Genomic DNA, 26,354 nt, shown 5'->3' with positions numbered 1-26,354 from the left:
GAACACCACGACAGGGCCCAGCGCGATCCGGCGTTGGCGGATATCGGGACGGGGGTTGTCGCCGGTCCGCCCGGGGTCGGCCCCGCCCGGGGGGGGGCGTGCCCCGGGGGGGGGCCCCCCCCCCCGCCGCCACGCCCCGGCGCGGCGCCGCGGCCGCGCGGCCGGGGGCGCGGCCCGGTGGTCGCGCGCCCGCCGCCCTGCGGCCCGAACCCGGCCCCCGGGGCCGGGCCGGCGCGCCGGAACCCGCCGAACTCGTCCAGCGTGCCCGTGCCGGATTCGCGGCGACGGCGGTGACGGCCCTGCTCACCGCCGCGGTGGTGGCAGGCTTCCTGGCACTTGCCCATCTGCGTGCCCCTGAGCCGCCACCGGCCCCGGAACTGCCCGGAATTCCGGCCGTGGCGTTGCCTGCGGCGCCCGGTGGCGCGGCCGGTGTCCGGTAGGTCGTGCACCCGTCCGCGCGCCGTCCCGGGGTGAGAGAGAGCGCGGCACACCCCGTGCCGGTATCCTCGATGTGTTATGCAGATGAGCCGGTGCCTGGCGCCGGCCCTCCCGGTACCGGGCAGCCACCCGGTGCCAGCGCTCGCCGGACCCGCGACCGCCGCCGGTTCGGCCGCGAGCGTTCGCAGCGACGAAGGACCCCGGATGCACTGCCCGTACTGCCGACACCCCGACTCCCGGGTCGTCGACTCGCGACTGGCCGACGAGGGCGCCGCCATTCGCCGCAGACGCGCATGCCCGGAATGCGGTCGCCGCTTCACCACCGTGGAAACGGCGATTCTCTCCGTGGTCAAACGCAGCGGAGTCACCGAACCCTTCAGCCGCGAGAAGGTTATTCGCGGTGTGCGCCGTGCCTGTCAGGGACGCGAGGTCGACGACGACGCGCTCAATCTGCTGGCCCAGCAAGTCGAGGACGCCGTCCGGGCCAAGGGTTCGCCCGAGGTGCCGAGCCATGAGGTCGGGCTGGCGATACTCGGGCCGCTACGCGAACTGGACGAGGTGGCGTATCTGCGCTTCGCCTCGGTGTATCGATCGTTCACCTCGGCCGAGGATTTCGAACGCGAGATACGGGAGATACGCCGGGCGCGTGCGGCGGTCGCCGCGAACGACTGATCCGGTGCCGCCGGGCGGCCGGTCCGGTGCGCGCCGGTGACCGGCTCGGCTTCGACCGGCGCGCTCTCTCGTTCCCGTCAGCGCATCTGCCGCGCCACGGCTGTCCATCCAGGAGTGCGGTCCCACCGGTCCGGCCCGGCGGGATCTCCGCCGTATCGGCATTCGCCGGAGTCCCGTTCAGGCCTTCGGTCCCGTAGCGAAAAGCGTGGCGGCACAGTGGTCATGGTGGCCGCCGATGCCGGACCCGTTCGGCGATGGACAGAACTCGTGCGAGTCGACCGGTCCGTGGACCATGACCCCGGCCCGGCACCGCCCACCGCATGCCGTGGGCGCGGGAACCGGTCCCAGGTCGATCGATCGGCGATGTGCCGTGCGCATCGGCCGGGCGCCGACGGGTGAACGGTGTGTTCGTCGTCGTCTCGGCCGCGGCGGTGCTTGCCTCAGCGTCGGGCGGCGTCTGCTGCCTTCTGTATCCGTTTGACCGATACCGGATACGGCGTCCCCAGTTTTTGCGCGAACAGACTCACCCGTAGTTCCTGGAGCATCCACCAGACCTCGGTAACCGCGGGTGACCGGCGCCGCGATTCCGGTGAACCGGCGATCAGGCGATCGTAGACGGCGGCCGCAGCATCCAGTTCCGCCATGGCCCGGCGGTCGCGGTCGGCCGAACCGGGCAGCGCCTCGAGCCGGGCGGCGGCGCCCCGGAGGTAGCGGGGCAGTTCCCGCAACCGTGCCGGACCCCACTCCGAAACGAAACCGTCGAAAACCAGTTCCGTCAGCTGCTCTCGCACATCGTCGGCGATATCGGATTCCCGGACCCTCGGCAGGGCGGCCGAAACCTCGTGCGCCGCGGCGAGTACCGGGACCACCAGGCGGATCAGCCGGGCCACCACGTCGTTGAACTTCGGCCGGATCCCCGCCACGAGTCGGTCGAACCGCTCCGGGTCGCGGACGGGTCCGCCGGCGGCGGTGATGAGCTGATCGGCGGCCGCCGCGCGGCAATCCTCCACCAGGGCCTCGACCGACCCGTACGGATTCTGGCTCAGTACCAACCGGTCCGCCGGTGACAGGCCGGCGGTCACCGCCCGGGTGGATGTCGGGATCGCGGCCAGCACCAGTGCCCGCGTTCCGGCACGCATGGCCCGGGCCTGTTCGCCCGGTGTTTTGAGCACCCGGACCGCGACACCGCCCGTTTCCGGTACCAGCGCGGGATAGCCGGTGACCGGCTGACCGGCGACCTCCCGGCGCACCGTCGCGGGCAGGACGCCCAGCGATTCCGATGTCCACACCATGGCAGCGGCCCGTTCGGCTCCGGCCGTTGCCGCCGCCACCGATGCCGAAACCTGGTCGGACAGCCGGGTTCTGAGCTCGGCCAGGCTTTTGCTGGTATCCAGGACCCGGCCCTCGGTGTCGACGGCGGCGAAGGTCATGCGCAGATGGTCGGGGAGCGCGGCGGGGTTCAGATCGGCCGGGGCGATGGGGATACCCGCCAGCCGGGTGAGCTCGCGCGCCAATCCGGTGCGCAACGGTTCGGCGCGGGCAGTGAGCGCGGACAGCGCGGCGCCGGCGAAATCCGGGGCGGGCACCACCGTCCGCCGCAACTGCTTGGGCAGTGTCTTGATGAGCGCCGCGGCCAGCTCCGCCCGCATCCCGGGCACAAGCCAGTCGAAGCCGACCGCGCGGACATGGGCCAGCTGCGCGACCGGAATCCGCACCGTCACACCGTCGTCGGCCTGGCCCGGCTCGAACTGGTAGGTGAGCGGGAACGAGAGTTCGCCCTGACGCCAGGTGTCCGGGAAAGCGGCCGGGTCCAGTCGGTCGGCGCCCTCGTTGACCACGGCGTCGGTGGTGAAATCGAGTTGGTGCGGGTCGCTGCGCCGGGCGGCTTTCCACCACGTGTCGAAATGCCGGACCGACACGATATCGGCCGGTATCCGCTGATCGTAGAAATCGAACAGCACCTCGTCGTCGACGAGGATATCGCGGCGCCGGGCCCGGTGCTCCAGATCGGCGATATCGTCGAGCAGGGCGCGGTTGCGGTGGAAGAACTCGTGCCGGGTCTGCCATTCGCCCTGGACCAGGGCATGGCGCAGAAACAGCTCCCGGGTGGTTTCCGGGTCGATCCGGCCGTAATCGACGAGCCGCCCGGCGACCAGCGGAACCCCGTAGAGCGTTACGCGTTCGTAGGCGCGGGCGGTGCCGCGCCGCGACGACCAATGCGGTTCGGAATAGTGGCGTTTCACCAGATCCCCGGCGAGCCGTTCGGCCCACTCGGGTTCGATCCGGGCCGCCATCCGCCCCCACAGCCGGGAGGTTTCCACCAGTTCCGCCGCCATCACCCAGCGCGGCGGTTTCTTGGCCAGCCCGGAACCCGGGAAGATCATGAACTTGGCATTGCGCGCACCCAGGAACTCCCGGGATTCGGCCTCGCGGACACCGATATGCGACAGCATGCCCGACAGCAGCGCCTGATGGATCGACGTCGAATCCCAGGGATCGGTATCGGGTGTCATCTCGTCGAGCGGCCGCGGGCCGGTCGGAAGGGGATGACCGGTATCGCGGCCGCCCGCTGTGCGCTGCGGTTTCCTGGTGTGACGGCCCCGTCGCCGGGAATCGGTGGCCCGGTCGGAGTTTTCGGCCGAGCCGTTGTGCAGGGACCAGCCCATGCCCTTGGTGATGGTGCGCAACTGGCCGTGGAGATCCTGCCACTCCCGGATCCGCAGATAGTGCAGGAACTCCTCCCGGCACATCCGCCGGAACCGGTTCGCCGACAGCGTCTGTCGCTGACCGTTGAGGTACTCCCACAGCCGCAGATACGCCAGGAAATCCGAGTTCGGCACACTGAACCGGGCGTGTGCGGTATCGGCGGCCTGCTGCTGATCGGCCGGCCGTTCGCGGACATCCTGGATCGACAGCGCGGCCACGATCACCAGCACATCGGCCAGGCAGCCGGTGCGGTGCGCCTCGACGAGCATGCGTCCCATCCGGGGATCCACCGGCAGCCGGGCCATCTCCCGCCCGGTCGCGGTGAGTGTATGCCCCGATGCCTGGCCACCCGGACGTGTGTGGCGCCGACCCTGCCGGGAGGTCGTGGAGTCCGCTTCCGGGCCGGCGGACCCGGCCGGTTCCTCCGGTGCGGCGGGCTCGGCGGTGGACCGAATATCGGCGCCCGATCGGTCGGTGGAGCCCGAGCCGTCGCCGGCGCGCGGGTCCGGCGAGCCGGCCGTCCGCGGTTCCGCTGTCCGGCCGACCAGGGCGCCGAGTTCCTCGAGCAGTGCGACACCGTCGCGGACCGCCCTGCTGTCCGGCGCCTCGACGAACGGGAATCGTTCGATATCGCCGAGGCCGAGCGAAGTCATCTGCAGAATGACCGCGGCGAGATTGGTGCGCAGGATCTCCGGATCCGTGAACGCCGGGCGCGCGTCGAAATCGTCCTCGGAGTACAGGCGGATACAGATACCGTCGGCCACCCGGCCACAGCGACCCGACCGCTGCCGCGCCGAGGCCTGGGAAATCGGTTCGATCGGCAGCCGCTGCACCTTGGTCCGCATCGAGTACCGGGAGATCCGCGCGGTGCCGGGGTCGACGACGTAGCGGATCCCCGGAACGGTCAACGAGGTCTCGGCGACATTCGTCGCCAGCACCACCCGGCGCCCGGTATGCGGTGCGAAGACGCGATGCTGTTCGGCTGCCGACAGCCGCGCATACAGCGGCAGGATCTCGGTGCGGGGGAGTTTCAGATCGGTGAGGGCGTCGGCGGTATCACGGATCTCCCGTTCGCCGGACAGGAAGACCAGCACATCACCGTCGCCTTCGGCGAACAGTTCGACCACGGCATCGCAGATGGCATCGACCGGGTCGCGATCCACCGCCCGGTCCTCGTCGTCGTCGGTATCGGCCGCGACCGGCAGCGCCAGCGGACGGTACCGGACCTCGACGGGATACGACCGGCCCGACACCTCGACGATCGGTGCCGGATCACCCGCCTCGTCCGCGAAATGCCGCGCGAACAGCTCCGGGTCGATGGTGGCCGACGTGATGATGATCTTCAGATCCGGCCGGCGCGGCAGCAGCTGCTTCAGATAACCGAGCAGGAAGTCGATATTGAGGCTGCGCTCGTGGGCCTCGTCGATGATGATCGTGTCGTAGGCCCACAGCATGCGGTCGCGCTGGATCTCCGCCAGCAGGATTCCGTCGGTCATCAGTTTGACCAGGGTGTGCTCGGCCGCCTGATCGGTGAACCGCACCGTATAGCCGACCGCGTCACCCAGTTCGGTGTCCAGCTCCGTGGCGATCCGCTCCGCGACCGTACGGGCCGCCAGCCGGCGCGGCTGGGTATGCCCGATCGCGCCGCGGATACCCCGGCCCAGTTCGAGGCAGATCTTCGGGATCTGCGTGGTCTTACCGGACCCGGTCTCCCCGGCGACGACCACCACCTGGTTGGCGGCGATGGCGGCGGCGATATCGGCGCGCCGCGCCGTCACCGGGAGTTGCTCCGGATAGGTGATCGCGGGTAGCGCCGTGCGCCGGGCGGCGACGCGTTGTTCGGCGGCACCGATCTCGGATTCGATCCGGGTGAGGTCCCCGCCGCGTACCCGGTCGAGCTGTTTGCGCAGCCGGTGTTCGTCGCGGAGGGTGAGTGAGGCCAACCGGGTACGAAGCTCCCGGTGAGTGACGGCAGTCCTGGTCATTGCGACAACCAGCGTAACGAAACCCCGGGCGGCCACCGGCGGCGGTCGCGGCGGGGCGCCACGTGAACGACGGCCGGACGGGCTGCGCCACCGTGCGACGCACGTATCGGGGAACATCGGGCGGACGGCAGCCGAGCGGAGGTGCGACATGTCGGTCGGTTCCGTTCCGATGGAAGCCGTGCTCTGGCCGGGGATGTCGTGCGACCATGTCCGATGGTGCGTCCATCGCGAAAGGCTGTGCGGCATGGCTGAATTCGGACTCGACCAGATGGCGGTACGGATAGGTGCCGCGCTCGCCTTCACCGTCGCGGCCGCGGTGGTGCTGGCCCGGGTGACGCCGCGGGCGGGGCAGCGGGATCGCGTCGGCACGGGCTGCGGAAGCGCGGACAGTGACCACGAATCCGATGCGGCGCATCTCCTGATGTGCGCCGTGATGTCGGTCATGGTGCTGTTACCCGATCGGGTACACGCCCACGCTCTGCACGGTGTACTGCTCGCGATGACGCTGGTCTTCGGCCTGCTCGCGGTGGCCCGGATGGTGCGGACCCCCTCGCCCCGCCCGGGACAGGCGGGTGCGCTCGGTTATCACCTCCTCGCGGCCGGTGTGATGCTGGCGACCATGTCGGGTCATTCCGCCGGTGGGCACGGCGGCGGGCCGGGGGTTGTACCGGTAACCGCCCTCGCGCTGTTGTTCCTGGCCGATGCCGTCGCGGTGGCCATGGCTGCGCTACGTGGAGGTCGTCTCTGGTGGGCCGCACATCCCGCCGCGCCGGGAAGCGGATTGCCGCTCGGGGTACTACCGCACGTGATCATGGATCTCGGGATGGCCTACATGCTGGCCGCCACCGCGTTCCGGTGAGTAATCCCCGCGCTGTCCTCCTCGGCCGGTTGCGACCTGCCCGTGCAGCGTCCGGGCGCCGGCTCGCCGCTGCTCGATCGTGGCCAGGGCAGCGGCGACGGACTGCCGGATCCACCCGGGCGCCGTCGGCTGGAGCGGGCCGCGCACTCGGTGAACCGGTCCTGGGCCGGAGCCTGCCACCGGCGCCCGGCAAGGCAAAGCCGGCCGGCCACTTCCGCCGGCTACGGCCGAACCAGGCCCGATCGACGCGGCCGCCGGTAGTTCTGGGCGCGCAGGGATATGCGACGGGACGGGCGTGGCGGACGGCGAGTCAACTGCCGAGAATTCCGGCCCCACCGCTGTCGGACGCCGGCGCTCGGCCGCGCCGCACCGTCGAGATCCGGACCCGGCGCGGTGCCAGTGCGGTGCGCAGATGCTCGGCGACGGCTTCGGCGCTGTCGGCGGAGGTCCCGCAGGTGAAGACATCGACGAAGATGTCACCGGTCTCCGGATACGTATGCAGGGAAGCGTGTGATTCGGCCAGCAACGCCAGCACGGTGACCCCGTGCGGTTCGAACTGCTTGCTCACCATCTCGCAGATGGTGACGCCCGCGGTGGTCAGCGCCGCGTGCAGGGCCGCCCTGAGCCCATCCAGATCGTCGCACAGCGCACTGTCGACCCCGCCGAACTCGGCCAGCACATGCCGGCCGGTGAACTCCGCCGTCACGACCCCTCGACCTCGCTCATTCGTTCTCGGTGCTCACCCGGATACCACCGTGACCTCGTCGAACACCACATCACCCGCGGCATCGGATTCAGCCAGGTCCACGGTGGCGAGCACCGCCCAGCCGTGATCGCCGGCCGGGTCGTCGATGATCTGCCGTACCTGCCAGAAACCGGGGCGGGTCTCGATCCGGAACAGCTGCGGGCCGCGGGCGTCCGGGCCCGTGCCGATCGCGTCGTATTCGGCGAAATAGGGTTCGAGATCGGCCGCCCAGTCCGGGCCCGGGGACAGATCCGCCAGCTCGGCCCAGCGGCGGCGGGCCGCCAATTCGACCCGGCGGAACATCGCGTTGCGCACCATCACCTTGAAGGCGCGTTCGTTGGCCGTGATGGGGCGGACGGTTTCGGCGCCGAACGCGAGCTGTTCGGCATCGGTTTCGGCGCCGGCGCCCGTCAGCTGCTCCCATTCGTCGAGCAGGCTCGAATCCACCTGGCGTACGAGTTCACCCAGCCATTCGGTGAGATCGTCCAATTCCTCGGTCCGGGCCGCCTCCGGCACCGTGCGCCGTAGCGCCCGGTAGGCGTCGGCGAGATACCGCAGGACAACACCTTCCGACCGGGCCAGCTCGTAATAGGAGATCAGCTCGGTGAAGGTCATCGCCCGCTCGACCATATCGCGGACCACCGATTTCGGAGAAGGCGCGAACTCCGAGAGCCAGGGGTGACCGGCCCGGTAGGTCTCGTAGGCTGCCTCGATCAGTTCCACCAGCGGTTTCGGCCAGGTGATCTCCTCGAGCAGTTCCATCCGCTCGTCGTAGTCGATCCCTTCGGCCTTCATCTCGGCCACGGCCTCGCCGCGGGCCTTGTGCTGCTGGGCCATCAGCAGCTGGCGCGGATCCTCGAGCGTGGCCTCGACCAGCGACACCATATCCAGCGCATAACTCGGCGAACCCCGGTCGAGAAGTTCGAACGCCGCCAGGGCGAACGGCGACAGCGGCTGATCCAACGCGAAATCGCGCTGCAGATCCACGGTGAGACGGGCGTAACGGCCCTGCTCGTCCGGTTCCGGCAGCTGTTGCACCACCCCGGCGTCACGCAGTGCCCGATACAACCGCACGGCCCGCAGAATATGCCGCCGCTGCGCCGGCCGCGGCTCGTGATTGTCCTCCAGCAGATGGCGCATCGCCTCGAAACAGTTGCCCGGGCGCGCGATCACGTTCAGCAGCATGGCGTTGGTCACCGCGAACCGCGACACCATCGGTTCGGGCGCGGCGGCGACCAGGCGTTGGAAGGTTTCCTCGCTCCACGACACGAAACCCTCGGGCGGTTTGCGGCGCTGCACCTTACGCATCTTCTTCGGATCGTTACCCGCCTTCGCCAGTAGCCTGGCGTTCTCGACCTCGTGCTCGGGCGCCTGCACCACCACGGTGCCCATCGTGTCGTAACCGGCCCGCCCGGCGCGGCCGGCGATCTGGTGGAATTCACGGGCCTTGAGCCGCCGGGTCCGGACACCGTCGAATTTGGTGAGCCCGGTCAGCAATACCGTGCGGATGGGCACGTTGATGCCCACTCCCAGCGTGTCGGTACCGCAGACGACTTTCAGCAGTCCGTCCTGCGCGAGGCGTTCGACGAGCCGCCGGTACTTGGGCAGCATCCCCGCATGGTGCACGCCGATCCCGTGCCGGATCAGCCGTGACAGGGTCCGCCCGAAGCCGGAGGAGAACCGGAACTCGCCGAGCGCCTCGGCGATCGCATCCTTCTCGGCCCGGCTGGAGAAGTTGGCGCTGGTCAGCGCCTGCGCCCGCTCCAGCGCGGCGGCCTGGGTGAAGTGGACGACATAGACCGGCGCCTGATGGGTGGTCACCAGTTCGGTGAGGGTTTCGGTGATCGGTGTGCGGGCGTAGGAGAAGTTCAGCGGCACCGGGCGTTCGGTACCGGCCACCACCGCGGCACTACGGCCGGTGCGCCGTTCGAGGTCGGTCGCGAAGAAATCGACCTCGCCGAGCGTTGCGGACATCAGCAGGAACTGTGCATGCGGTAGCTCGAGCAGCGGTACCTGCCAGGCCCAGCCCCGGTCGGGGTCGGCGTAGAAGTGGAACTCGTCCATCACCACCTGGCCGATATCGGCGCTCGCGCCTTCGCGCAACGCGAGGTTGGCCAGGATTTCGGCGGTGGCGCAGATGATCGGTGCGGTCGGGTTGACCGCCGCATCGCCGGTCACCATGCCGACCCGTTCGGCGCCGAACACCTCGCACAGCGCGAAGAATTTCTCGCTCACCAGCGCTTTGATGGGGGCGGTGTAATACGTACGCCGGCTCCCCGCCAGGGCGAACAGGTGCGCGCCGACCGCGACCAGTGATTTCCCCGAACCGGTCGGGGTGGACAGGATGACATGGGAGCCGGAGGCCAGCTCCATCAGCGCCTCGTCCTGCGCCGGATACAGCGGTGTGCCCTGATCGGCTGCCCATATCGCGAACGACTCGTACAACGCGTCGGCGTCGGTTCCCGGTATCTCCAGCAGTTCGGTCAGATCCACCCGGGACACCCTACGTCGTGCCCGGTCCCGGTCACCGGCACGGTGGCCGCGTGCCGGTGATCGCGTCGCTCAGTTCTGCTCGTCGTCGGAGTAGCCACCCTGTTCGGCGAGGAAGCGTTCGAACTCGGCCCCCAGTTCCTCCCCGCTGGGCAGTTCGCCCTCACCGACCAGCAGACTGGACTGGCGTTCCTGGGCGGTGACGAAGGTGTCGTACTGGCGCTCCAGCGCCTGGACGACCGTCTCCACCTCGGCGTTGCCGGCGATATGTTCGTTGACCTGTTCGCGCACCCGCGCCGCCGCCTCCCCGAGGGCCGCCAGCGGGAATTGCAGACCGGAATTCTCGCCGAGATGTTCGAGCAGGGTCTGCGCGGCCTCCGGGTAGGACGTCTGCGCCAGATAGTGCGGAACGTGCACGGAGAAGCCCAGCGATTCGTGGCCGTGCTGGGCCATCCGGTACTCCAGCAGGGTGGAGGCGCTGGCCGGAACCTGCAGCTCACCGGGCCAGCGCTGATTGTCCGGGATGAGATCGCGGTTCGAGGAATGTGCCGTCACACCCAGCGGACGGGTATGCGGAATCGCCATCGGGATGGCGCTGAGACCGATACTGCGGCTCACTCCGAGCTGTTCGGCCAGCAGCCGCACCGCGGTGGTGAACTTCTCCCAGCGCAGGTCGGGTTCCATCCCGGCGAGGAGCAGGAACGGCGTGCCCGCGGTATCGCGTACGGCCCACAAATTCAGTTCGGGTTCGGCGTAGTCGGCGAAATGATCCGTTTTGAAGGTCATCAACGGTCGCCGCGACCGGTAGTCGAGCAGCTCGTCGACATCGAACGACGCGACCAGTTCGCTTTCCAGGCTTTCCCGCAGATGGGTCGTCGCGAGCCGGACGGCGTGCCCGGCGTCGGAGTAACCCTCGAGGCCGTGCACCAGAACCGGCCCGGAGCCGTCGTCGGAGGACAGCTGCGGAGCGGGGAACTCCAGTTCGTACATTCGCGACTCGTAGTCCATCGCGTACTCCTTCCTGCGCGATCCGTCGGCGGGCCGGTCGGGCAACTGCTGTGTCCGCTGCCGCGCCGCGAGCCGCGAATCACACTTCATTGTCCCCCATGACGATGAACGGCCACACGGGGCCGTGCATCGGCTCTCTGCGGTGACAACAGCGGCCGCCGCCGGTGAATTCCCGGCCTCGAGCGGCCTCGATGCCGGTAGGGGTGGTGCGCGGCCGGTGAACGAAGGGAGTGTGGCACAGCCCTCGCGCGTATGTACCCGCTTTCGATCCGGTGGTTTCCGGCGGCCGTATACCCGGCCGCCGGAAGGGTGAATCCATGCACAGCCCGAAGTTATCCACAGACTTAGCTGTTCCCGGCATCGTCCCAGCTCACGACGGTGAGCTGGGAGAACGTCCGCCGCATGATCGGTCCATGACACCCGCAGCGACCCCCATCTCACAGTCCCCCGCCGACGCGCTCTCCGCCCCCGGTGATCCGGGTCCCACGGGCCGGGCGGCCACCGGAACGGGCACCGGTGGCCGTTGCCCGACTGCCCGGGCACTGACCGCCCGGGTGTCCGCACCGGTCGCTGCCGCGCCCGGCGCGCCACCGGCCCGGGCCGGTGGCAAACCGGCCGGCTCGGCGCTGCTCCGCTGCGCCGAGGGAGCGACCGGCGAATACGATCGGCTCACCCGGCCCGGTCCGGCACGGCTCGACGATCCGGGTGATCTGATCGCGGCGATTCCCGCCATGCTCGGATTCCGGCCCGAACGTTCGCTGGTGCTTGCCGTGCTGTGTGCCGCGGCCGACGCCCCCGACAGCGCCGTCATCGATCTCGTCATCCGGTTCGATCTCCGGCAGCCCGCCACCGGGCGGCCGTCCGATGAGGGCACCGTCGCCGCGGCGGCCTCGCGGGTATGTGGCCGGCCGGGTGTGGTGGGGGTGCTCGTCGTCCTGGTCGACGAGGGATTGCCGGATCCGGAAGGGTCACTACCGCAACCGATTCCGGTCCTCACCGCATTGGAGCGCCGGATGGCGGCGGCTGCCGTCCCGGTGCGGGCCGTATGGGCGGCCCACTCGATCGGTCGCGGCCGGCCCTGGTGGAGTCTCACCGATCCGGGCCGGCGCGGTATGATCGCCGATCCGGTGGCCTCCCGGGTGACGCTGAATCGAGTCCTGGACGGCCGGCCGATCCGGCGGTGCCGAGACGAACTCACCGCACTGGTCGCGCCGGATCCGGCATTGCGCGCCGAAGTTTCGGCCGAGCTGGGTGCGGCCCGGGCCCGGGCCAAGGACCGGTACGCCGCGGCCGCCCGGCGTGCGGATCCGATCGGATTCCTGCGTGGCGAACTCGTCACCGTGCTCTGGCTGCTTGCGAACACCGAATCCGGTGCCGATCTCGCTGCCCGCGAACTCGCCGATATCGCGGTGGCACTACGTGACCGGGAACTGCGCGACTGCATGTTCGCACTCGCCGCAACCGCGCACGCCGAAGCGGCCGAGCAGGTGTGGGCCCGGCTGGCGCGCGCGCTCGAAGGCACCGACCGGGCCGAAACCGCCATGCTGCTGGGCTATTTCGCCTATGTCCGCGGCGACGGCCCGTTCGCCGGGATCGCCTTGGACGCTGCTCTCGACGCGGACCCGCACCATTCCATGGCCACCCTGCTGCACACCGCGCTGGAGGCCGGGATGCGCCCGGAGCGCCTCCGCGACCTGGCGCGGTGCGGTAAGGACTGTGCCGCCACCCTCGGCGTGGATATGGATGCCGCGCAGTGGTGAACGGACCGGGGTCAGCGGGCGCTGTGCGCGCGGGAGCCGAGGCTCTGGAGGTAGTCCCACGCGGCGGAGACGATCTCGTCGAGATCGTTGTGCTCGGGTTGCCAGCCGAGTTCGTCGACCGCCCGCCGGCTGGAGGCGATGAGCACCGCCGGGTCGCCCGCGCGGCGGGGCGCGTCGACCGCGGTGATCGGATGGCCGGTGACCCGCCGGCACGCCGAAATCACCTCGCGTACCGAGAACCCGGTGCCGCTGCCGAGATTGAACACCCGGTGGGTGCCCGCGGTAGCGGTTTCCAGAGCCAGCAGATGCGCCTGCGCCAGATCCAGAATATGGATGTAATCGCGTACCGCGGTCCCGTCCGGCGTGGGCCAATCGGTACCGAATACCGAGATGGAATCCCGATGCCCCGCCGCGACCTGCAACACCAGCGGAATCAGATGGGTTTCCACCATCCGGTTCTCGCCGAGGCCGCCGTAGGCGCCGGCGACATTGAAATAGCGCAGACTGGTGGCGGCCAGGCCGTGCGCCACCGAATACGACGTGATCGCATGATCGATGGCCAGTTTGGACGCACCATAGGGGTTGGTGGGCCGGGCGGGCGCGTCCTCGGTGATCGGAACCTGCTCCGGTTCGCCGTACACCGCCGCGGTCGAGGAGAACACCAGCCGCGGAGTTCCGGTCTCCCGGATGGCCTCGAGCAGCGTGAGGGTTTTCACCACATTGCCGTGCCAGTATTTCTCCGGCTGCTGCACCGATTCACCGACCAGCGATTGCGCCGCGAAATGCAGAACCCCGTCGAAGCGCCGGGTACGCAGCAGATCCGGCGCTACCTCGGCCACATCGCCTTCGACGAATTCGACGCCCGCCGGTACGCCGTCCGCGTTACCGGTCGACAGATCGTCCACGACGACCACATCGTGTCCCTGTTCGCGCAGGACGAGCGCGCATACCCCACCCACATAACCGGCACCGCCGGTGACCAGGAGTTCCATCGATCAGACCAGCTTCACCTGGACGGCGTGGGCCATTTCGTCGGGAAGTTCGAAACCCCCGTGCCCCGGAACGGTGATCACCACGGCCCCCGGTTTGCTCTCGACCGTAACGCGTGCATCGGGTACGACACCGGCCTCCCGCAAACGGCCGATCACCTCGGGATCGGTCTGGATATGTTCGGCCAGCCGCCGCACCACCACGGCATGCGTCCGGCCCTGCGGCAGCTCGGAGAGCCGCTTGAGCGGTTCCTCAAGCAGATCGGTGGCATTGAGACCGAGTTCGTCCAGCCCGGGGATGGGATTGCCGTACGGCGAGGTGGTGGGATGGTTGAGCACCTCGACCAGCCGCCGCTCGACGTCCTCGCTCATCACATGTTCCCAGCGGCAGGCCTCGGCGTGCACGTTCTGCCAGTCCAGGCCGATGATATCGACCAGCAGTCGTTCGGCCAGCCGGTGTTTGCGCATCACGGCGACCGCCATGCTGCGGCCCTTGTCGGTCAGCTCGAGATGCCGGTCGCCCGCGACCAGGAGCAGCCCGTCGCGCTCCATTCGCGCCACGGTCTGACTCACCGTCGGCCCGCTCTGCTCGAGGCGCTCCGCGATCCGGGCGCGCAGGGGTACTACGCCCTCCTCCTCGAGGTCGTAGATGGTACGGAGATACATCTCCGTGGTGTCGACCAGATCCTTCACTGTTGCCCCTTCGTCGGCACGAATTCTACCTGCGCACCAGCGACCCCGGTCGGACGGAGCGGGTCGCGTGACGCGATGGGAATACCGGCGGCGCGCGGTTCGGCGCCGCTGTCGCACATACATGTATTTCTACTGCATGACAACGTCGGATGGGGTTCCGCCCTTCCCGATACGGTTGCGATCATGGCCACTTCAGCACCGCAGGCAGCATGCGGCGACCCGCAGGCGGCGACCGTCGTGTGGACCGACCGGTTCCTCGAGTACTCCTGGACCCCTGAGCATCCGATGAAACCGGCCCGGTTGCGCTACACCATGGCGCTGGCGCAGGCGCTCGGCGTGCTGGACGGTATCGAAACGCTGGAGCCGGCCGCGGCCGATACCGGCGAGCTGCTCCGGGTGCACACCGGGGACTACATCGAGGCGGTCCGCCGCGCCGTACCCGCGGCGGTACCCGGCGCGGAACCGGTGGACCCGCCCTACGGCCTCGGCTCGACCGACAACCCGGTCTTTCCCCGGATGCACGAGGCCTCGTCGGTGATCGTGGGCGGCACCTTGGCCGCGGCCCGGGCGATCGCGGACGGAACCACCCGGCGCGCGGTGAGCATCGGCGGCGGGATGCACCATGCCATGCCGGCGCGGGCGGCCGGCTTCTGCGTGTACAACGACGTCGCCGTGGCGATCTCCTGGCTGCTCGACCACGGTTTCGACCGAATCGCCTACATCGATGTGGACGTCCACCACGGGGACGGCGTCCAGCATGCGTTCTACCGGGATCCGCGCGTACTCACCCTTTCGATCCACCAGCACCCCGCGACCCTGTGGCCGAATACGGGGTGGCCGGAGGAAACGGGCAGCGGGTCCGGCGACGGCACCGCCATCAACCTGCCGCTGCTACCGGGCACCCGCGACCCGCAATGGTTGCGCGCCTTCCATGCGGTCGTCCCCGGCGCGATCGCGGCGTTCCGGCCGCAGCTGATCGTCAGCCAGTGCGGAGTCGACACCCACCGGGAGGATCCGCTGGCCGATCTCGACCTCGGTATCGAGGGCCAGGTGGCGGCCTTCGCCGCTATGCGGGACCTGGCCGACCGGTACGCCGAGGGGCGCTGGCTCGCGGTCGGCGGTGGCGGCTACGGCCTGGTGCGGGTGGTGCCGCGGGCGTGGACCCAGCTGCTGGCTCTCGCGCTGGACCGCCCGGTGGACCCGGCGACCGCGATACCGCAGGATTGGATCGATCTCGTGCACACCGAAAGGCCGCGGATATCGCCGCCCCGCACGATGGGCGACGGGGTGGACATCGCGTTCCAGCACTGGGACGGTCCGGGGGGGACCGCGGAAACCGGGGATGCCCGGATCGACCGCGCACAGCGTGCGGTCGATACCGCCGTCCTCGCCACCCGCCGTGCGTGCTTCGGCCCGCTCGGCCTGGATCCGGAGGACCCGCGTGACTGAATCGGCCGATACCGTTCCCGACGACCCGGCCCCCGCGCCGCAGCACTGGCACGCCGACGTCCTGGCCTCCGACGGTGGTGTGGTGCGGTTACGCCCGATCACCCCTGCGGACGCCGACGAACTGCAGCGGTTCCATACCGCGCTCTCCGAACGCACCCGGTACCTGCGTTATTTCGGGCCCTACCCGCGGATCTCCCCGAAGGATCTGTACCGCACCACCCACGTGGACTATCGGGACCGGGTAGGTCTGGTCGTCGTCCTGGGGGATTCGATCATCGCCGTGGGCCGCTACGAACTGCTCGACCGCTCGGGGAAGCGTTCCGCGGAGGTCGCGTTCGTCGTGGCGGACGGCCATCAGGGCCGCGGCCTCGGTTCGATCCTGCTGGAGCATCTGGCGGGGGCGGCGGCGGAGAACGGGATCGAAACCTTCGTCGCGGAGGTGCTGGCGGAGAACACGGTGATGGTCACCGTCTTCCGGGAGGCCGGTTACCAGGTGGAACGCAGCCGCGACGGGTCGGTACTGCACCTCGAGTTCGCCATCGATCCCACCGAGGCGCTGCGTTCGGTCCGGGATGCGCGCGAGCGGGCCTCGGAGGCCCGCAGTGTCGGCAACCTGCTCGCGCCGCGCTCGGTGGCGGTGATCGGTGCCACCCCCAGTACGGGACGGGTCGGCGGGGTGGTTCTCGCGAACCTGCTCGACGGCTCGTACCACGGTGCGGTGTATCCGGTGAATCCCGGCCGTCGTTCGGTCCGGGGAGTGCACGCCTATGCCACGGTGCGCGATATCCCCGACGAGGTGGATCTGGCGGTGGTGGCGGTACCTGCCGCCGAGATCGGTTCGGTGCTCGACGACTGTATGGCCAAAGGCGTCAAGGGTCTGCTCGTGTTGTCGGCCGGATTCAGTGAAACGGGGGAGCAGGGCCGCGGACCCGAAGCGGAACTGGTCGCGGCCGCCCGCGGCCACGGGATGCGGGTGGTCGGCCCCAGCGCCCTCGGGATCGCCAATACCGACCCCGCGATCGGCCTCAACGCGACGCTGGCCACGGTGTTACCCGGTCGCGGGCGAATCGGGTTCTTCTGCCAGTCGGGCCCTTTGGGGGTAGCGATCCTGGCCGAGGCGGCCACCCGGAATCTGGGCCTGTCCACCTTCGTCTCCGCCGGCAATCGCGCCGACGTCTCCGGTAACGATCTCCTGCAGTACTGGGATACCGATCCCGATACCGATGTGATCCTGCTGTACCTGGAGAGTTTCGGTAACCCGCGGAAGTTCTCCCGGATCGCCCGCCGGGTCGCGCGGAACAAACCGATCGTGGCCGTGAGCCCGAGCCGGCTGGCGGCGCGCGGGGATTCGGGCGGGGAACTGGACCGCGCGATCGTCCGCGATCTGTTCGCACAGTCGGGTGTCGTTCAGGCCGAGTCGATCTCGGAAATGTTCGACTGTGCGGCGCTGCTGGGCTATCAGCCGCTACCGCGCGGTCCACGCCCGGCGATCGTCGGAAACAGCACGGCCCTCAACTGGCTCACCGCCGACGCCGCACGTAGCGAGGGCCTGAGTGCCGCGGAACCGGTGGATCTCGGGCCGCAGGCCATGCCCGAGGATTACCTCACCGCCGTGACCGCGGCGCTGCGGTCGGACGAAACCGATGCGGTGATCGTTATTTTCGCGCCGCCGATCCCCTTGCCGCAGACCGGTTATGCGGAAGCCATCCGCACCGCGGTGGCCACCGTATCCGGTGATAAGCCGGTACTCACCACGTTCGCCAGCGGGGACGGTATTCCCGAGCTGCTCGCGGTACGCGGTCCCGGTGCGGCGGCGATCCGCGGCTCCATCCCGTCGTTTCCGGATCCGGCGCGTGCGGTGCGGGCACTGGCGCGGGTACAGCGATATGCCCGCTGGCGTGATCGTCCGGTCACGCCGGGACACGACGGCACCGCCCGGCCGGAAGCCGAACAGTACCGCCCGGCCGGGATCGACAGCGAACGAGCGGTCGCCTTGATGGCCGGCTGGATGAGCGATTCGGGTGGCGGCCGCCGGCTGGCCGATGACGAGACCGTCGCGCTACTTGCCTGCTACGGAATCTCCGTCGTCGACTTCCGCGCGGTCCGCGATGCCGATTCGGCGGTGGCCGCGGCCGCGGAGCTCGGGTATCCGGTGGCCGCGAAGGCGACGAACGAGAGCTGGCGGCGGCGGCCCGATATGAGCTGGGTGCGTTTGGATTTGTGGCGGCCCGAGGCGGTACGCCAGGCCTACCGTGATCTGGTGGAGTTGTGCGGCGATCCGCTCCTGCATATCCAGCGCATGGCACCCAAAGGTGTCGGCTGCGTGCTGCGCGTACAGGACGATCCGGCGTTCGGCTCGGTCATCGAATTCGGGCTCTCGGGACCGATTATCGAACTTCTGGGTGACCGGGCCTATCGCGCGCTACCACTGTCCGCGGAGGAGGCCGCCGCCCTGATCGACGCCCCCCGGGCCGCGCCGTTGCTGAACGGCACCCCGGCCAGCCCCAGGGTCGACAAGGCCGCTCTGATCGACCTGACCCGGCGTATATCGGCCCTGTTCGACGATCTCCCCGAAATGCGGGAACTGTCCTGCGAGCCGGTATTGGCCAGTCCGGAGTCGGCCGCGATCCTGTACGCCCGCGCCCGCATCGGCCCGCAGCCCAGCCGTTTCGACACCGGCCCCCGGCGCCTGGGCTGAAGGCGGGTACCGGCCGCGGCGGTCGCCAGCAGTCCCGGTGCCGCGGCAGGTGTGGGGCCGGTGCGCAGATCGCGTTCCGGCACGAATCGGGCGCGATATCTGCGGGATACCTGCACTTCACCGGGCTTGCTGCGTGCGGTCTCTCGGCGCTGCCGGATGCGGCCGATCGTCTCGCCGAACGACCGATGACCGGCCGAGGAGGCCGGTCATCGGTGCTTTTCTGGGGTATTCGGCGCTCAGCTGGCGTAGGCGCGCAACCGGTCGGCTCGTTCGCCCTTGCGGAGTTTCGACATGACCTCGCGCTCTATCTGGCGGACCCGCTCACGGGACAGACCGAACAGTTTTCCGATCTGATCGAGAGTGCGTGGCTGCCCGTCATCCAAGCCGAACCGCAACCGGATGACCTGCTGTTCGCGTTCGTCGAGGGTGTTCAGCACGCTGCGGACATCGTGGTGCAGCAGGCCGGCGATTACGGCGCTTTCGGCCGATGTCGCCTCGGAATCCTCGATGAAATCACCCAGCGGGGCTTCCTCGTCGTTGCCGACCGGCATATCCAGGCTCACCGGATCGCGGCTGTGGTCGAGTAGATCGGAGATCTTCTCCACCGCGATACCCGATTCGGCGGCCAGTTCCGCGTCGGTGGCCTCCCGGCCGAGCTGCTGATGCAGTTCGCGCTTGATCCGGGCGAGCTTGTTGACCTGCTCCACGAGATGAACCGGGAGCCGGATGGTGCGGCTCTGATCGGCCATACCGCGAGTGATGGCCTGGCGGATCCACCAGGTGGCATAGGTCGAGAACTTGAAGCCCTTGGCGTAGTCGAATTTCTCCATCGCGCGGATCAGGCCGAGATTGCCCTCCTGGATCAGGTCCAGGAGCGGCATCCCGCGGCCCGTGTACCGCTTCGCGAGCGAGACGACCAGCCTCAGGTTGGCTTCCAGCAGGTGCGACCGTGCGGCTTGGCCCTCCCGGACGACGATCGCCAGATCACGCTTGCGGGTCGCCGACAAACGCTTGCCGGTCTCCAGCAGGTGCTGGGCATAGAGACCCGCCTCGATGCGCTTGGCCAGTTCCACTTCGTCGGCGGCGGTGAGCAGCGCGGTCCGTCCGATCCCGTTCAGGTACACGCGTACCAGGTCGGCGGCGGGGCTCTGAGCGTCGAGGTCCATATCACTGGGGCGCACACGAGTGGTGGCGGGGCTTGTCATGACTTGCCTCCTGTCGGTGGTGTCTCACTCCGAACAACGGACCCGACATAGGGAAAGTTCCCTCGCCGGGCGCGGATAAACCGCTCTGAACTGCGGTTTTCAGCGTTGCGTTCTGAGAAGTTCCTGAGAACAGAACAGACCGGGACACCGGGAACGGCCACCGCCGCAGGGTGAGCGTCTAGACCGGGTGCACCAGTCCGTGCCGCACCAAGCCCGTGACCACCCCCAGCGCCGCCGCGGCGAATTCCGGGTCCACCTCGTCGGATCCCTGGGACAATGCCAGCAGTTCGATCAGTTCGTACAACGGCAGACCGTCCGATCGCATTCCCGCCAGCAGGGAGACCGTGGTTTCGTCGACTTCGTGTTGCCAGCGTGGACCGTCGCCGCGGTGCAACCGGGTCACCCGCTGATCCCAGCCGTCGTCGCCGGGCAGGTAGACCCGTTCCAGCGCGGTCGCCGGATCCACCCGGTAGCGGGCGTTCCAGGCGCTGGCCGGGTCCGCTGCCACAGCACGCAACCAGGCCGACCGTTCGAAATGGGCGAGTGCCTCCGCGCCGAGCGGGTCCTCGAAACCGTGAGTCAGATCTTCGGCCAGCACCTCGGTCGGTCCGTCGAATGCTCGCAGGTAGACGAACCCGAACCCGATTCCGGTGACGCCGGCCCCGTCGAGGGCGGTGAGCCATTCCTCGGCCCGTTCCTGGGCCGCCGGACTCCGCGGATCCAGGCCGGCATCGCGCAACCAGGTGCCGACGTAGAGGGCGGGATCGGCGATATCGCGCTGGACGACCCAGGCGTCGATGCCGTATTCGGGCAGCCACCCGGAAACACGCTGCCGCCAGTCCTCGTCCTCGTTGTGTACCCAGGCGGCGAGGACGGCCGCCGTCCCGCCGGGCGCGAGCAGGTCCGGGATGCGGGAGAGCACCAGTTCGCTCGCCCCGTCGAGGGCGAGCCCGGAATCCCGGTAGGTGTGCTCGATCCGGGCGGGACCGACGACGAACGGGGGATTGGCGACCACCTGGTCGAACGTGCGCCCGGCCACCGGCTCGAACCACGATCCGGGGAGGAGTTCGACGTCGAGTTCGTTCAGCGCGGCGGTCGCTTCGGCCAGCCACAGGGCGCGCGGATTGATATCGGTGGCGGTCACCGAACGGGCGTAGCCGGCGGCGTGTATCGCTTGGACACCGCAGCCGGTGCCGAGGTCCAGCACCGAACCGACGGGAGCGGTCGGGGTCGCCCGCAGCAACGACAGCGAGGCGTGACCGACGCCGAGTACATGGTCCTCGGTCAGCGTCCGGCGGTGCATCGAATCGTCGAGATCCGACAGGACCCAGCGATTACCCGCACCGGTATCGAGCGGGCGCAGATCGAGGGCCGCGCGCACCAGGTTGCCCTCGGCGGACAGGAGGCCGGCCGCGACGGCATCGGCCACCGCGACCGGCGCCAGTGCCGCGGCAACGTCGGTTTCCGGGACCGCATCGCCCAGGAGCAACAGCCGCACCAGCGTGCCCAGATCACCCGCGGCGCGGGCGACGCGCCGCACGGGGACCGGCTCACCGCGACCGAGTGCGCTGTGCACCTCCGGGCCCAGGACGTCGAGCAGAGTGTCGGCGTCGTAACCCACCCGGATCAGCGCCGCGCGCAGGTCCGGGCACAATGCGGTCAGCGGTGAGGCGGCAGTCGATCTGTGAATGGGCACAGGTGTACTCTGCCACCCGCGTGCGGTGCTGCCGGTAGCCCGCTATCCGTCGATCGCGTTGTGGCGGCGTTCCTCGAGCGCGGTGCGTGGCTGATCCCAGCGGCTGGGTTCGTTCTTGTCCCGGGGCGGGCGATCGTTGGCGATGAGCACCGCGACCCACGGCAGGGGGACAGATGCCGCCATGATCAGGATCGCGATCAGGGCGTTCCCGAAGACGGAGTAGGAGATACCGGCCAGGATCAGGGCGGGAATCCGGAACGCCATGATGATCGTGTAGCGGCGTACCCGCGCGCGATGCTGGTCTTGGAAGGAAGGCGCCGCCTCGGTGATCAGGGCCGCGTGTTTCGCGTCGTCACCGGGAAAGTATCCGGACGAACGGGGGGGACGGGCCGGCCGCGGTGCGCCGATGTTTTCACCGAGACCGCTCGCACCGGCGTCGATGTGCTCCGAGCCGCGCCCGGAGTCTTCGCCGTGCTGCTGCATACCTTCGAGTCTTGCACTACCGCGCCGTGGACGTAACCCCGGTGGGTACCCGGCGGCGCGTGAAGGCCGCCGCGCGGTACGGCATCATGGAGTGCGTGAGTACCGATACTCTGGTTCGCCCCGATACGACCACCGACGAAACCACCGGTGACGACACCCCGAAGTTCTTCCACTACGTGAAGAAGGACCGGATCGCCGAAAGTGCCGTGATGGGCACGATGGTGGTCGCGCTGTGCGGCGAAGTCTTCCCGGTCACGCGTTCGGCGAAGCCCGGCTCACCGGTGTGCCCCGAATGCAAGAAGGTCTACGACCAGCTGCGTAAGGGCGACTGAGCGCCGTATCAGCGCAGGGTCGATCGCGCCGGTGTGCCACCGGCGCCGCTGTCTTGTGTGTGCTCGCGGTGGTGCGGTGGGATCCGGTGCGCGCCCGGTTCCGGCGGCTCCCGGTCCTCGCCGGGCGGTGTATCGCGTCGTTGGGCCAGCCAGGCTTTGAACTGTTCGATCCGGGTCGCCCGCGCCGGCCAGAACTCCTGGACGGCGGCATTGAACTCGGCGCCGAGGATCACCGCGAAACCGAGGAAGAACGTGAACAGCAGGAACGCGATCGGGGTGGCCAGCGCGCCGTAGGTGACGCCGGTGCGGGTGACCAGCGTCAGATAGCGGCGCAGCACTTCACTGGCCGCCATGAAGAACACCCCGGCGAGCAGCGCGCCCCAGAACAGCCGGTGGTACGGCAGTGAACTGTGCAGGGCGAATTTGTAGAGCGTGGCCAGGCCGACGATGAGCAGTAGCCCCACTGCGGGGTAGTAGAAGGAATCGATCAGCCGCAGCCCCGGTTCACGCCAGGCATCGGGCAGGATCCGGCCGATCAGTACCGGCCCCAGCGCGACCAGCGGCAGGATGAACACCGCCGCGATCAGGAACTGCACGTACAGCAGCAGGGCGAAGATGCGCTGCCAGACCGGGTGGCGCGCGTCCTGCTGGCCGTGTGCTTCCACGATGGCGTCGACGAAGGTCGCCATGGCCGACGAGCCCGCCCAGAGCGAAAGTACGAAGCCGACCGAGACGAAGGCCGCGCGTCCCTGGCCGAGGACATCGCGGACGGTCGGCTCGATGAGATCGGTGACAACGCTGGGGTTGAAGAGATCACGGCTGAAGGTCAGGATTTTCGATTCGACGATCTCGACGGTATCCGGTCCGAACAGGCCGCTGACGTATCCCAGGCCGCCCAGCAGTCCGAACAACAGCGGTACCAGCGATAACGTCTGCCAGAATGCCGCCGCGGCGGATTTGGCGAAGATCGAATCGTTCCAGGACTTCACCGCCACCCGGACGATCAGCCGCCGGGTCTGGACCAGGGCATGCCGCAGCCACGAGGTATCCCGGCGCGGGCTCCCGTATCCGTTTCCGTAGCTGTGCATGGTCAGTCCAGCATCTCCTACCGGTGCACCCGGTGGCGTGGCGCATGGCGAACGTGTCGGCGCTCGGCAGGTGAATCACCGGTTACCGGCGCGGCGCGATCGAGGTGTGACACCCATCGCGGCGGCCGCGCCGGTTTGGCACCATCGCGGCGGCGGCCGCTAGTGTTTGTCTCCGTGACCGATACGAGCGGCGCCACGGCGACGGCAGTTCCGGGCGCATCCCTGCGTGCCTGGCAGCGGCGCGCCCTGACCCGTTATCTGGCCACCAAACCCCGTGATTTCCTTGCCGTCGCCACCCCCGGCGCCGGTAAGACCACGTTCGCGCTGCGGGTGGCCGCCGAACTGCTGGCCGATCGAACGGTGGACCAGATCACCGTGGTCGCGCCGACCGAACATCTCAAACACCAGTGGGCCGCCTCGGCGGCGCGTTCGGGGATCGCGCTGGATTCGAACTTCTCCAATACGACGGGCGGCACGTCGGGGGACTATCACGGTGTGGTCGTCACCTACGCCCAGGTGGCGGCACATCCGTTCAAGCATCGGGTGCGCACGGAGAACCGCCGCACCTTGGTGATCCTGGACGAGATCCATCACGCCGGTGACGCCAAGAGCTGGGGCGATGCGGTGGCCGAGGCCTTCGGCGATGCCACTCGGCGGCTGGCGCTCACCGGTACCCCGTTCCGCAGCGACGACAGCCAGATTCCGTTCGTCACCTACGAACCCGACGAAGCCGGGCTGCCGCGGTCACGGGCGGACCATTCCTACGGCTATTCGGAGGCACTGGCCGACGGTGTCGTGCGCCCGGTGGTCTTCCTCGCGTATTCGGGTGAGGCGCATTGGCGTGACAGCGCGGGCGAGGAGTACACGGCCCGGCTCGGTGAACCGCTGAACGCGGAGCAGACCGCCCGGGCCTGGCGTACCGCACTCGACCCCGCCGGCGACTGGATCTACGCCGTCCTGCGCGCCGCAGATATGCGGCTCGCGCAACTGCGCGAAGGCGGTATGTCCGATGCGGGCGGTCTGGTGATCGCCTCCGACCAGGAACGCGCCCGGTTGTATGCCGAACTCCTGGAACATCTCACGGGTAACAAGCCTGTACTGGTGCTGTCCGACGATCCGACGTCCTCGGCTCGGATCGGTGAGTTCGCCAACGGTAACCAGCCGTGGATGGTCGCGGTGCGCATGGTGTCCGAAGGCGTGGACGTCCCGCGGCTGGCGGTCGGGGTGTACGCCACCAGCGCCTCTACGCCTTTGTATTTCGCGCAGGCCATCGGCCGTTTCGTGCGTGCCCGCCGCAGCGGTGAGACGGCCAGTGTGTTCCTCCCCTCGGTCCCGGTTCTGCTGGACCTGGCCGCACAGCTCGAGGTGCAGCGCGACCATGTGATCGGGAAGCCGCATCGGGAGAAGGACGGTCTCGACGACGAACTGCTGACCGAGGCGAACAAGCAGCGCGACGAACCGGGTGAGGAAGAGAAACGGTTCGTGCCGCTGGCCGCCGACGCCGAACTCGATCAGGTCATCTACGACGGGTCCTCGTTCGGCACGGCAACGTTCTCCGGTAGTGCCGAAGAGGCGGATTATCTGGGTATCCCGGGCCTGCTCGATGCCGAGCAGATGCGCGCACTGCTGCGGGAACGTCAGGCGCGTCAGGTCGCCGAACGGTCCAAGCCCGAGCCGGTTCCCACCACACCGGTTCCCGGCCCAGCGGGTAATGCCGGTGCCGGTAATGCTGCCGAGCGGGTGGCAACTGCCGACAAATTGGGTGAACTGCGCCGCGAACTGAACAGCCTGGTCGCGATGCACCACCACCGCACGGGTAAACCGCATGGGGTGATCCATGGCGAACTGCGCCGCCAGTGCGGTGGCCCGCCCACGGCCCTCGCCACGGCAGATCAGCTGACCGAACGTATCGTCGCGCTGCGCCGGATGTGATCCGCCGGCACGGGTTCCTCCGGTCGGCCGGGCTTCCACCGCGCCGCTCGGGCGTTACGATGCCGGCGACGAAACCGTCGCCGCAGTCGCGTTCCTCGACGGAAGGGGCTGGGCGCGGCATCTCGGGGGCCGTCGTCACGGTCGGTATCGGTGCGAACGCGCAACCCGGTACCGGGCTCGGAGACATTCGGGGCACCGGGTCGTCGGGGCAGGGCCGGCGACCGTGCCCCGAGTACCGGCCGATATGGACGTTGTAACGGGCGGTCCGGGTGCCCACCGCCGGCGGAACCGGATCGGGCGCGGTTGCCTACCGTATCTTTTCCATGCGTGAGCGGGCGCGGCCGTGCGCGGTCGCGAGCAGTTCCCGAACCGCCGCGGAGGTACGTTGCCCCGGATCGACGACCGCCAGCCAGCCCGCGGTTGCATACACGGGATGTGCGATCACGGTGTCACGAGCGCTCGGGTCGTCCGCGACAGCATTCGCGTCGCGGGGCGCGTGGCCGGTCCACTCGCGGAAGGCCTCCGGCCCGGCGCTGATATTCAGGCGGAAACTGCCCGGGCGGTCGAGCTGTGATTGCTCGTCGCCCGGATAGTTCTTGGTCACGATGGTGGCGAACGGCTGGGTCCGGGCCGGTACCTCGCCGTCCGGCGCGTAGTAGAAGAAGGTATCGCCCCACGCGATTTCGGGGGAGCCGTCGCCGGGGCCCGGCCGCAGCGTCAGGACGCCGTCGAGTGTGGTGAGGTATCCGATGATCTCGTCGATGGTCATGAGTTCAAGCGTTACATTGAAGTGCTTGTGGAGACTTGGACCCGAGTATGTCAGGTGGTGACGTGCAAACTCGCAACTCCGCAGGTCTGCGCACCGCTGAGGTCGCACGCCGCACCGGATACTCCGTTCAGCAGGTGCGCAACCTGGAGCGCGACGGTGCGCTGCCCCCGGCGGCCCGGACCGCGAACGGGTACCGGGCGTACGGCGATATCCATATCCGGTCGGCGCGCGCATATCGCGCGCTGGCCGCCGGGACCGATCCGGCCTCGGCGAAAAAAAACCTGCGCGCGGTGCACAACGGAGATAGCCGGCGGGTGTTAGCGCTGCTCGAAACCGCGCACGCCCCGCTCGACCGCG

The 26,354-nt window shown here is 69.1% G+C and carries 20 protein-coding genes; 9 read left to right on the top strand and 11 right to left on the bottom strand.

The window, feature by feature from the left end; genetic code table 11:
• Positions 1-98: 98 nt before the first annotated feature.
• Together QH196_RS18290 and nrdR are read left to right on the top strand one after the other, a co-directional pair.
• Positions 99-440 (top strand): hypothetical protein, encoded by a 342-nt coding sequence (locus tag QH196_RS18290; RefSeq protein ID WP_280417013.1) that lies wholly within the window; start codon positions 99-101, stop codon positions 438-440.
• A 202-nt stretch (positions 441-642) separates the two neighbouring features.
• Complete coding sequence (gene nrdR, locus QH196_RS18285; RefSeq protein ID WP_280417015.1) at positions 643-1,110, top strand: transcriptional regulator NrdR; 468 nt, start codon at positions 643-645, stop codon at positions 1,108-1,110.
• Between the two features lie 440 nt (positions 1,111-1,550).
• Here nrdR and hrpA read toward each other — a convergent pair whose 3' ends face one another.
• Positions 1,551-5,801: an ATP-dependent RNA helicase HrpA gene (gene hrpA / locus QH196_RS18280; protein WP_280417012.1), complete on the bottom strand. Its 4,251-nt coding sequence runs from the start codon at positions 5,799-5,801 to the stop codon at positions 1,551-1,553.
• Positions 5,802-6,045: 244 nt separating this feature from the next.
• Between hrpA and QH196_RS18275 the strand changes: the two genes are divergently transcribed.
• Positions 6,046-6,660, top strand: a complete 615-nt coding sequence (locus QH196_RS18275; RefSeq protein WP_280417011.1) for a DUF5134 domain-containing protein — start codon at positions 6,046-6,048, stop codon at positions 6,658-6,660.
• A 310-nt stretch (positions 6,661-6,970) separates the two neighbouring features.
• On the opposite strand, the gene speD is transcribed toward QH196_RS18275, so the two are convergent.
• The 3 genes from speD to QH196_RS18260 form a co-directional block, all read right to left on the bottom strand.
• Complete coding sequence (gene speD, locus QH196_RS18270) at positions 6,971-7,366, bottom strand: adenosylmethionine decarboxylase (protein WP_280417010.1); 396 nt, start codon at positions 7,364-7,366, stop codon at positions 6,971-6,973.
• A 33-nt stretch (positions 7,367-7,399) separates the two neighbouring features.
• Positions 7,400-9,874, bottom strand: coding sequence for a DEAD/DEAH box helicase (locus QH196_RS18265; RefSeq protein WP_432279509.1), 2,475 nt, complete (start codon positions 9,872-9,874; stop codon positions 7,400-7,402).
• Between the two features lie 93 nt (positions 9,875-9,967).
• Positions 9,968-10,903, bottom strand: a complete 936-nt coding sequence (locus QH196_RS18260) for a PAC2 family protein (RefSeq protein ID WP_280417008.1) — start codon at positions 10,901-10,903, stop codon at positions 9,968-9,970.
• A gap of 413 nt (positions 10,904-11,316) precedes the next feature.
• On the opposite strand from QH196_RS18260, the gene QH196_RS18255 reads away from it, so the two are divergent.
• Positions 11,317-12,663 carry a DUF4192 domain-containing protein gene (locus QH196_RS18255; RefSeq protein WP_280417007.1) on the top strand — a complete coding sequence of 449 codons (1,347 nt, stop codon included), beginning with the start codon at positions 11,317-11,319 and terminating at the stop codon, positions 12,661-12,663.
• An 11-nt stretch (positions 12,664-12,674) separates the two neighbouring features.
• On the opposite strand, the gene galE is transcribed toward QH196_RS18255, so the two are convergent.
• Both galE and QH196_RS18245 read right to left on the bottom strand, forming a co-directional pair.
• A complete protein-coding gene (gene galE / locus QH196_RS18250; protein WP_280417006.1) occupies positions 12,675-13,655 on the bottom strand; it encodes a UDP-glucose 4-epimerase GalE in 981 nt (326 codons plus the stop codon).
• 3 nt (positions 13,656-13,658) lie between these two features.
• Positions 13,659-14,345 (bottom strand): metal-dependent transcriptional regulator, encoded by a 687-nt coding sequence (locus QH196_RS18245; RefSeq protein WP_280417005.1) that lies wholly within the window; start codon positions 14,343-14,345, stop codon positions 13,659-13,661.
• Positions 14,346-14,528: 183 nt separating this feature from the next.
• On the opposite strand from QH196_RS18245, the gene QH196_RS18240 reads away from it, so the two are divergent.
• Both QH196_RS18240 and QH196_RS18235 read left to right on the top strand, forming a co-directional pair.
• Positions 14,529-15,794 carry an acetoin utilization protein AcuC gene (locus QH196_RS18240; protein WP_280417004.1) on the top strand — a complete coding sequence of 422 codons (1,266 nt, stop codon included), beginning with the start codon at positions 14,529-14,531 and terminating at the stop codon, positions 15,792-15,794.
• Entirely contained in the window at positions 15,787-18,492 is a 2,706-nt protein-coding gene (locus QH196_RS18235; protein ID WP_280417003.1) for a bifunctional GNAT family N-acetyltransferase/acetate--CoA ligase family protein, read from the top strand. Before QH196_RS18240 ends, QH196_RS18235 begins: the two co-directional genes overlap by 8 nt.
• Before the next feature lie 236 nt (positions 18,493-18,728).
• On the opposite strand, the gene QH196_RS18230 is transcribed toward QH196_RS18235, so the two are convergent.
• From QH196_RS18230 to QH196_RS18220, 3 genes are all read right to left on the bottom strand, one after another.
• Positions 18,729-19,697, bottom strand: coding sequence for a sigma-70 family RNA polymerase sigma factor (locus QH196_RS18230; protein WP_033241495.1), 969 nt, complete (start codon positions 19,695-19,697; stop codon positions 18,729-18,731).
• A 178-nt stretch (positions 19,698-19,875) separates the two neighbouring features.
• Positions 19,876-21,393: a DUF7059 domain-containing protein gene (locus QH196_RS18225; protein WP_280417002.1), complete on the bottom strand. Its 1,518-nt coding sequence runs from the start codon at positions 21,391-21,393 to the stop codon at positions 19,876-19,878.
• A gap of 42 nt (positions 21,394-21,435) precedes the next feature.
• The gene (locus QH196_RS18220; RefSeq protein WP_280417014.1) at positions 21,436-21,726 is read right to left on the bottom strand and encodes a DUF3099 domain-containing protein; all 291 of its coding nucleotides are present in this window, start codon (positions 21,724-21,726) and stop codon (positions 21,436-21,438) included.
• A gap of 245 nt (positions 21,727-21,971) precedes the next feature.
• Here QH196_RS18220 and QH196_RS18215 point away from each other — a divergent pair, with 245 nt between their 5' ends.
• Entirely contained in the window at positions 21,972-22,208 is a 237-nt protein-coding gene (locus QH196_RS18215) for a DUF3039 domain-containing protein (protein WP_280417001.1), read from the top strand.
• An 8-nt stretch (positions 22,209-22,216) separates the two neighbouring features.
• On the opposite strand, the gene QH196_RS18210 is transcribed toward QH196_RS18215, so the two are convergent.
• Positions 22,217-23,296, bottom strand: coding sequence for a YihY/virulence factor BrkB family protein (locus tag QH196_RS18210; RefSeq protein WP_280417000.1), 1,080 nt, complete (start codon positions 23,294-23,296; stop codon positions 22,217-22,219).
• A 174-nt stretch (positions 23,297-23,470) separates the two neighbouring features.
• Here QH196_RS18210 and QH196_RS18205 point away from each other — a divergent pair, with 174 nt between their 5' ends.
• Positions 23,471-25,228 (top strand): DEAD/DEAH box helicase, encoded by a 1,758-nt coding sequence (locus QH196_RS18205; RefSeq protein ID WP_280416999.1) that lies wholly within the window; start codon positions 23,471-23,473, stop codon positions 25,226-25,228.
• Positions 25,229-25,535: 307 nt separating this feature from the next.
• Here the strand turns inward: QH196_RS18205 and QH196_RS18200 are convergent, their stop codons facing one another.
• The gene (locus QH196_RS18200) at positions 25,536-25,997 is read right to left on the bottom strand and encodes a DUF6194 family protein (RefSeq protein ID WP_280416998.1); all 462 of its coding nucleotides are present in this window, start codon (positions 25,995-25,997) and stop codon (positions 25,536-25,538) included.
• A gap of 62 nt (positions 25,998-26,059) precedes the next feature.
• On the opposite strand from QH196_RS18200, the gene QH196_RS18195 reads away from it, so the two are divergent.
• The coding region (locus QH196_RS18195) for a MerR family DNA-binding transcriptional regulator (protein ID WP_280416997.1) at positions 26,060-26,354 on the top strand (295 nt) is incomplete at its 3' end.

The sequence above is a fragment of the Nocardia carnea genome (genome assembly GCF_029868325.1).
Classification (GTDB): Bacteria; Actinomycetota; Actinomycetes; order Mycobacteriales; family Mycobacteriaceae; genus Nocardia; species Nocardia carnea_C.
This window is presented reverse-complemented; position numbering and strand designations above follow the sequence as displayed.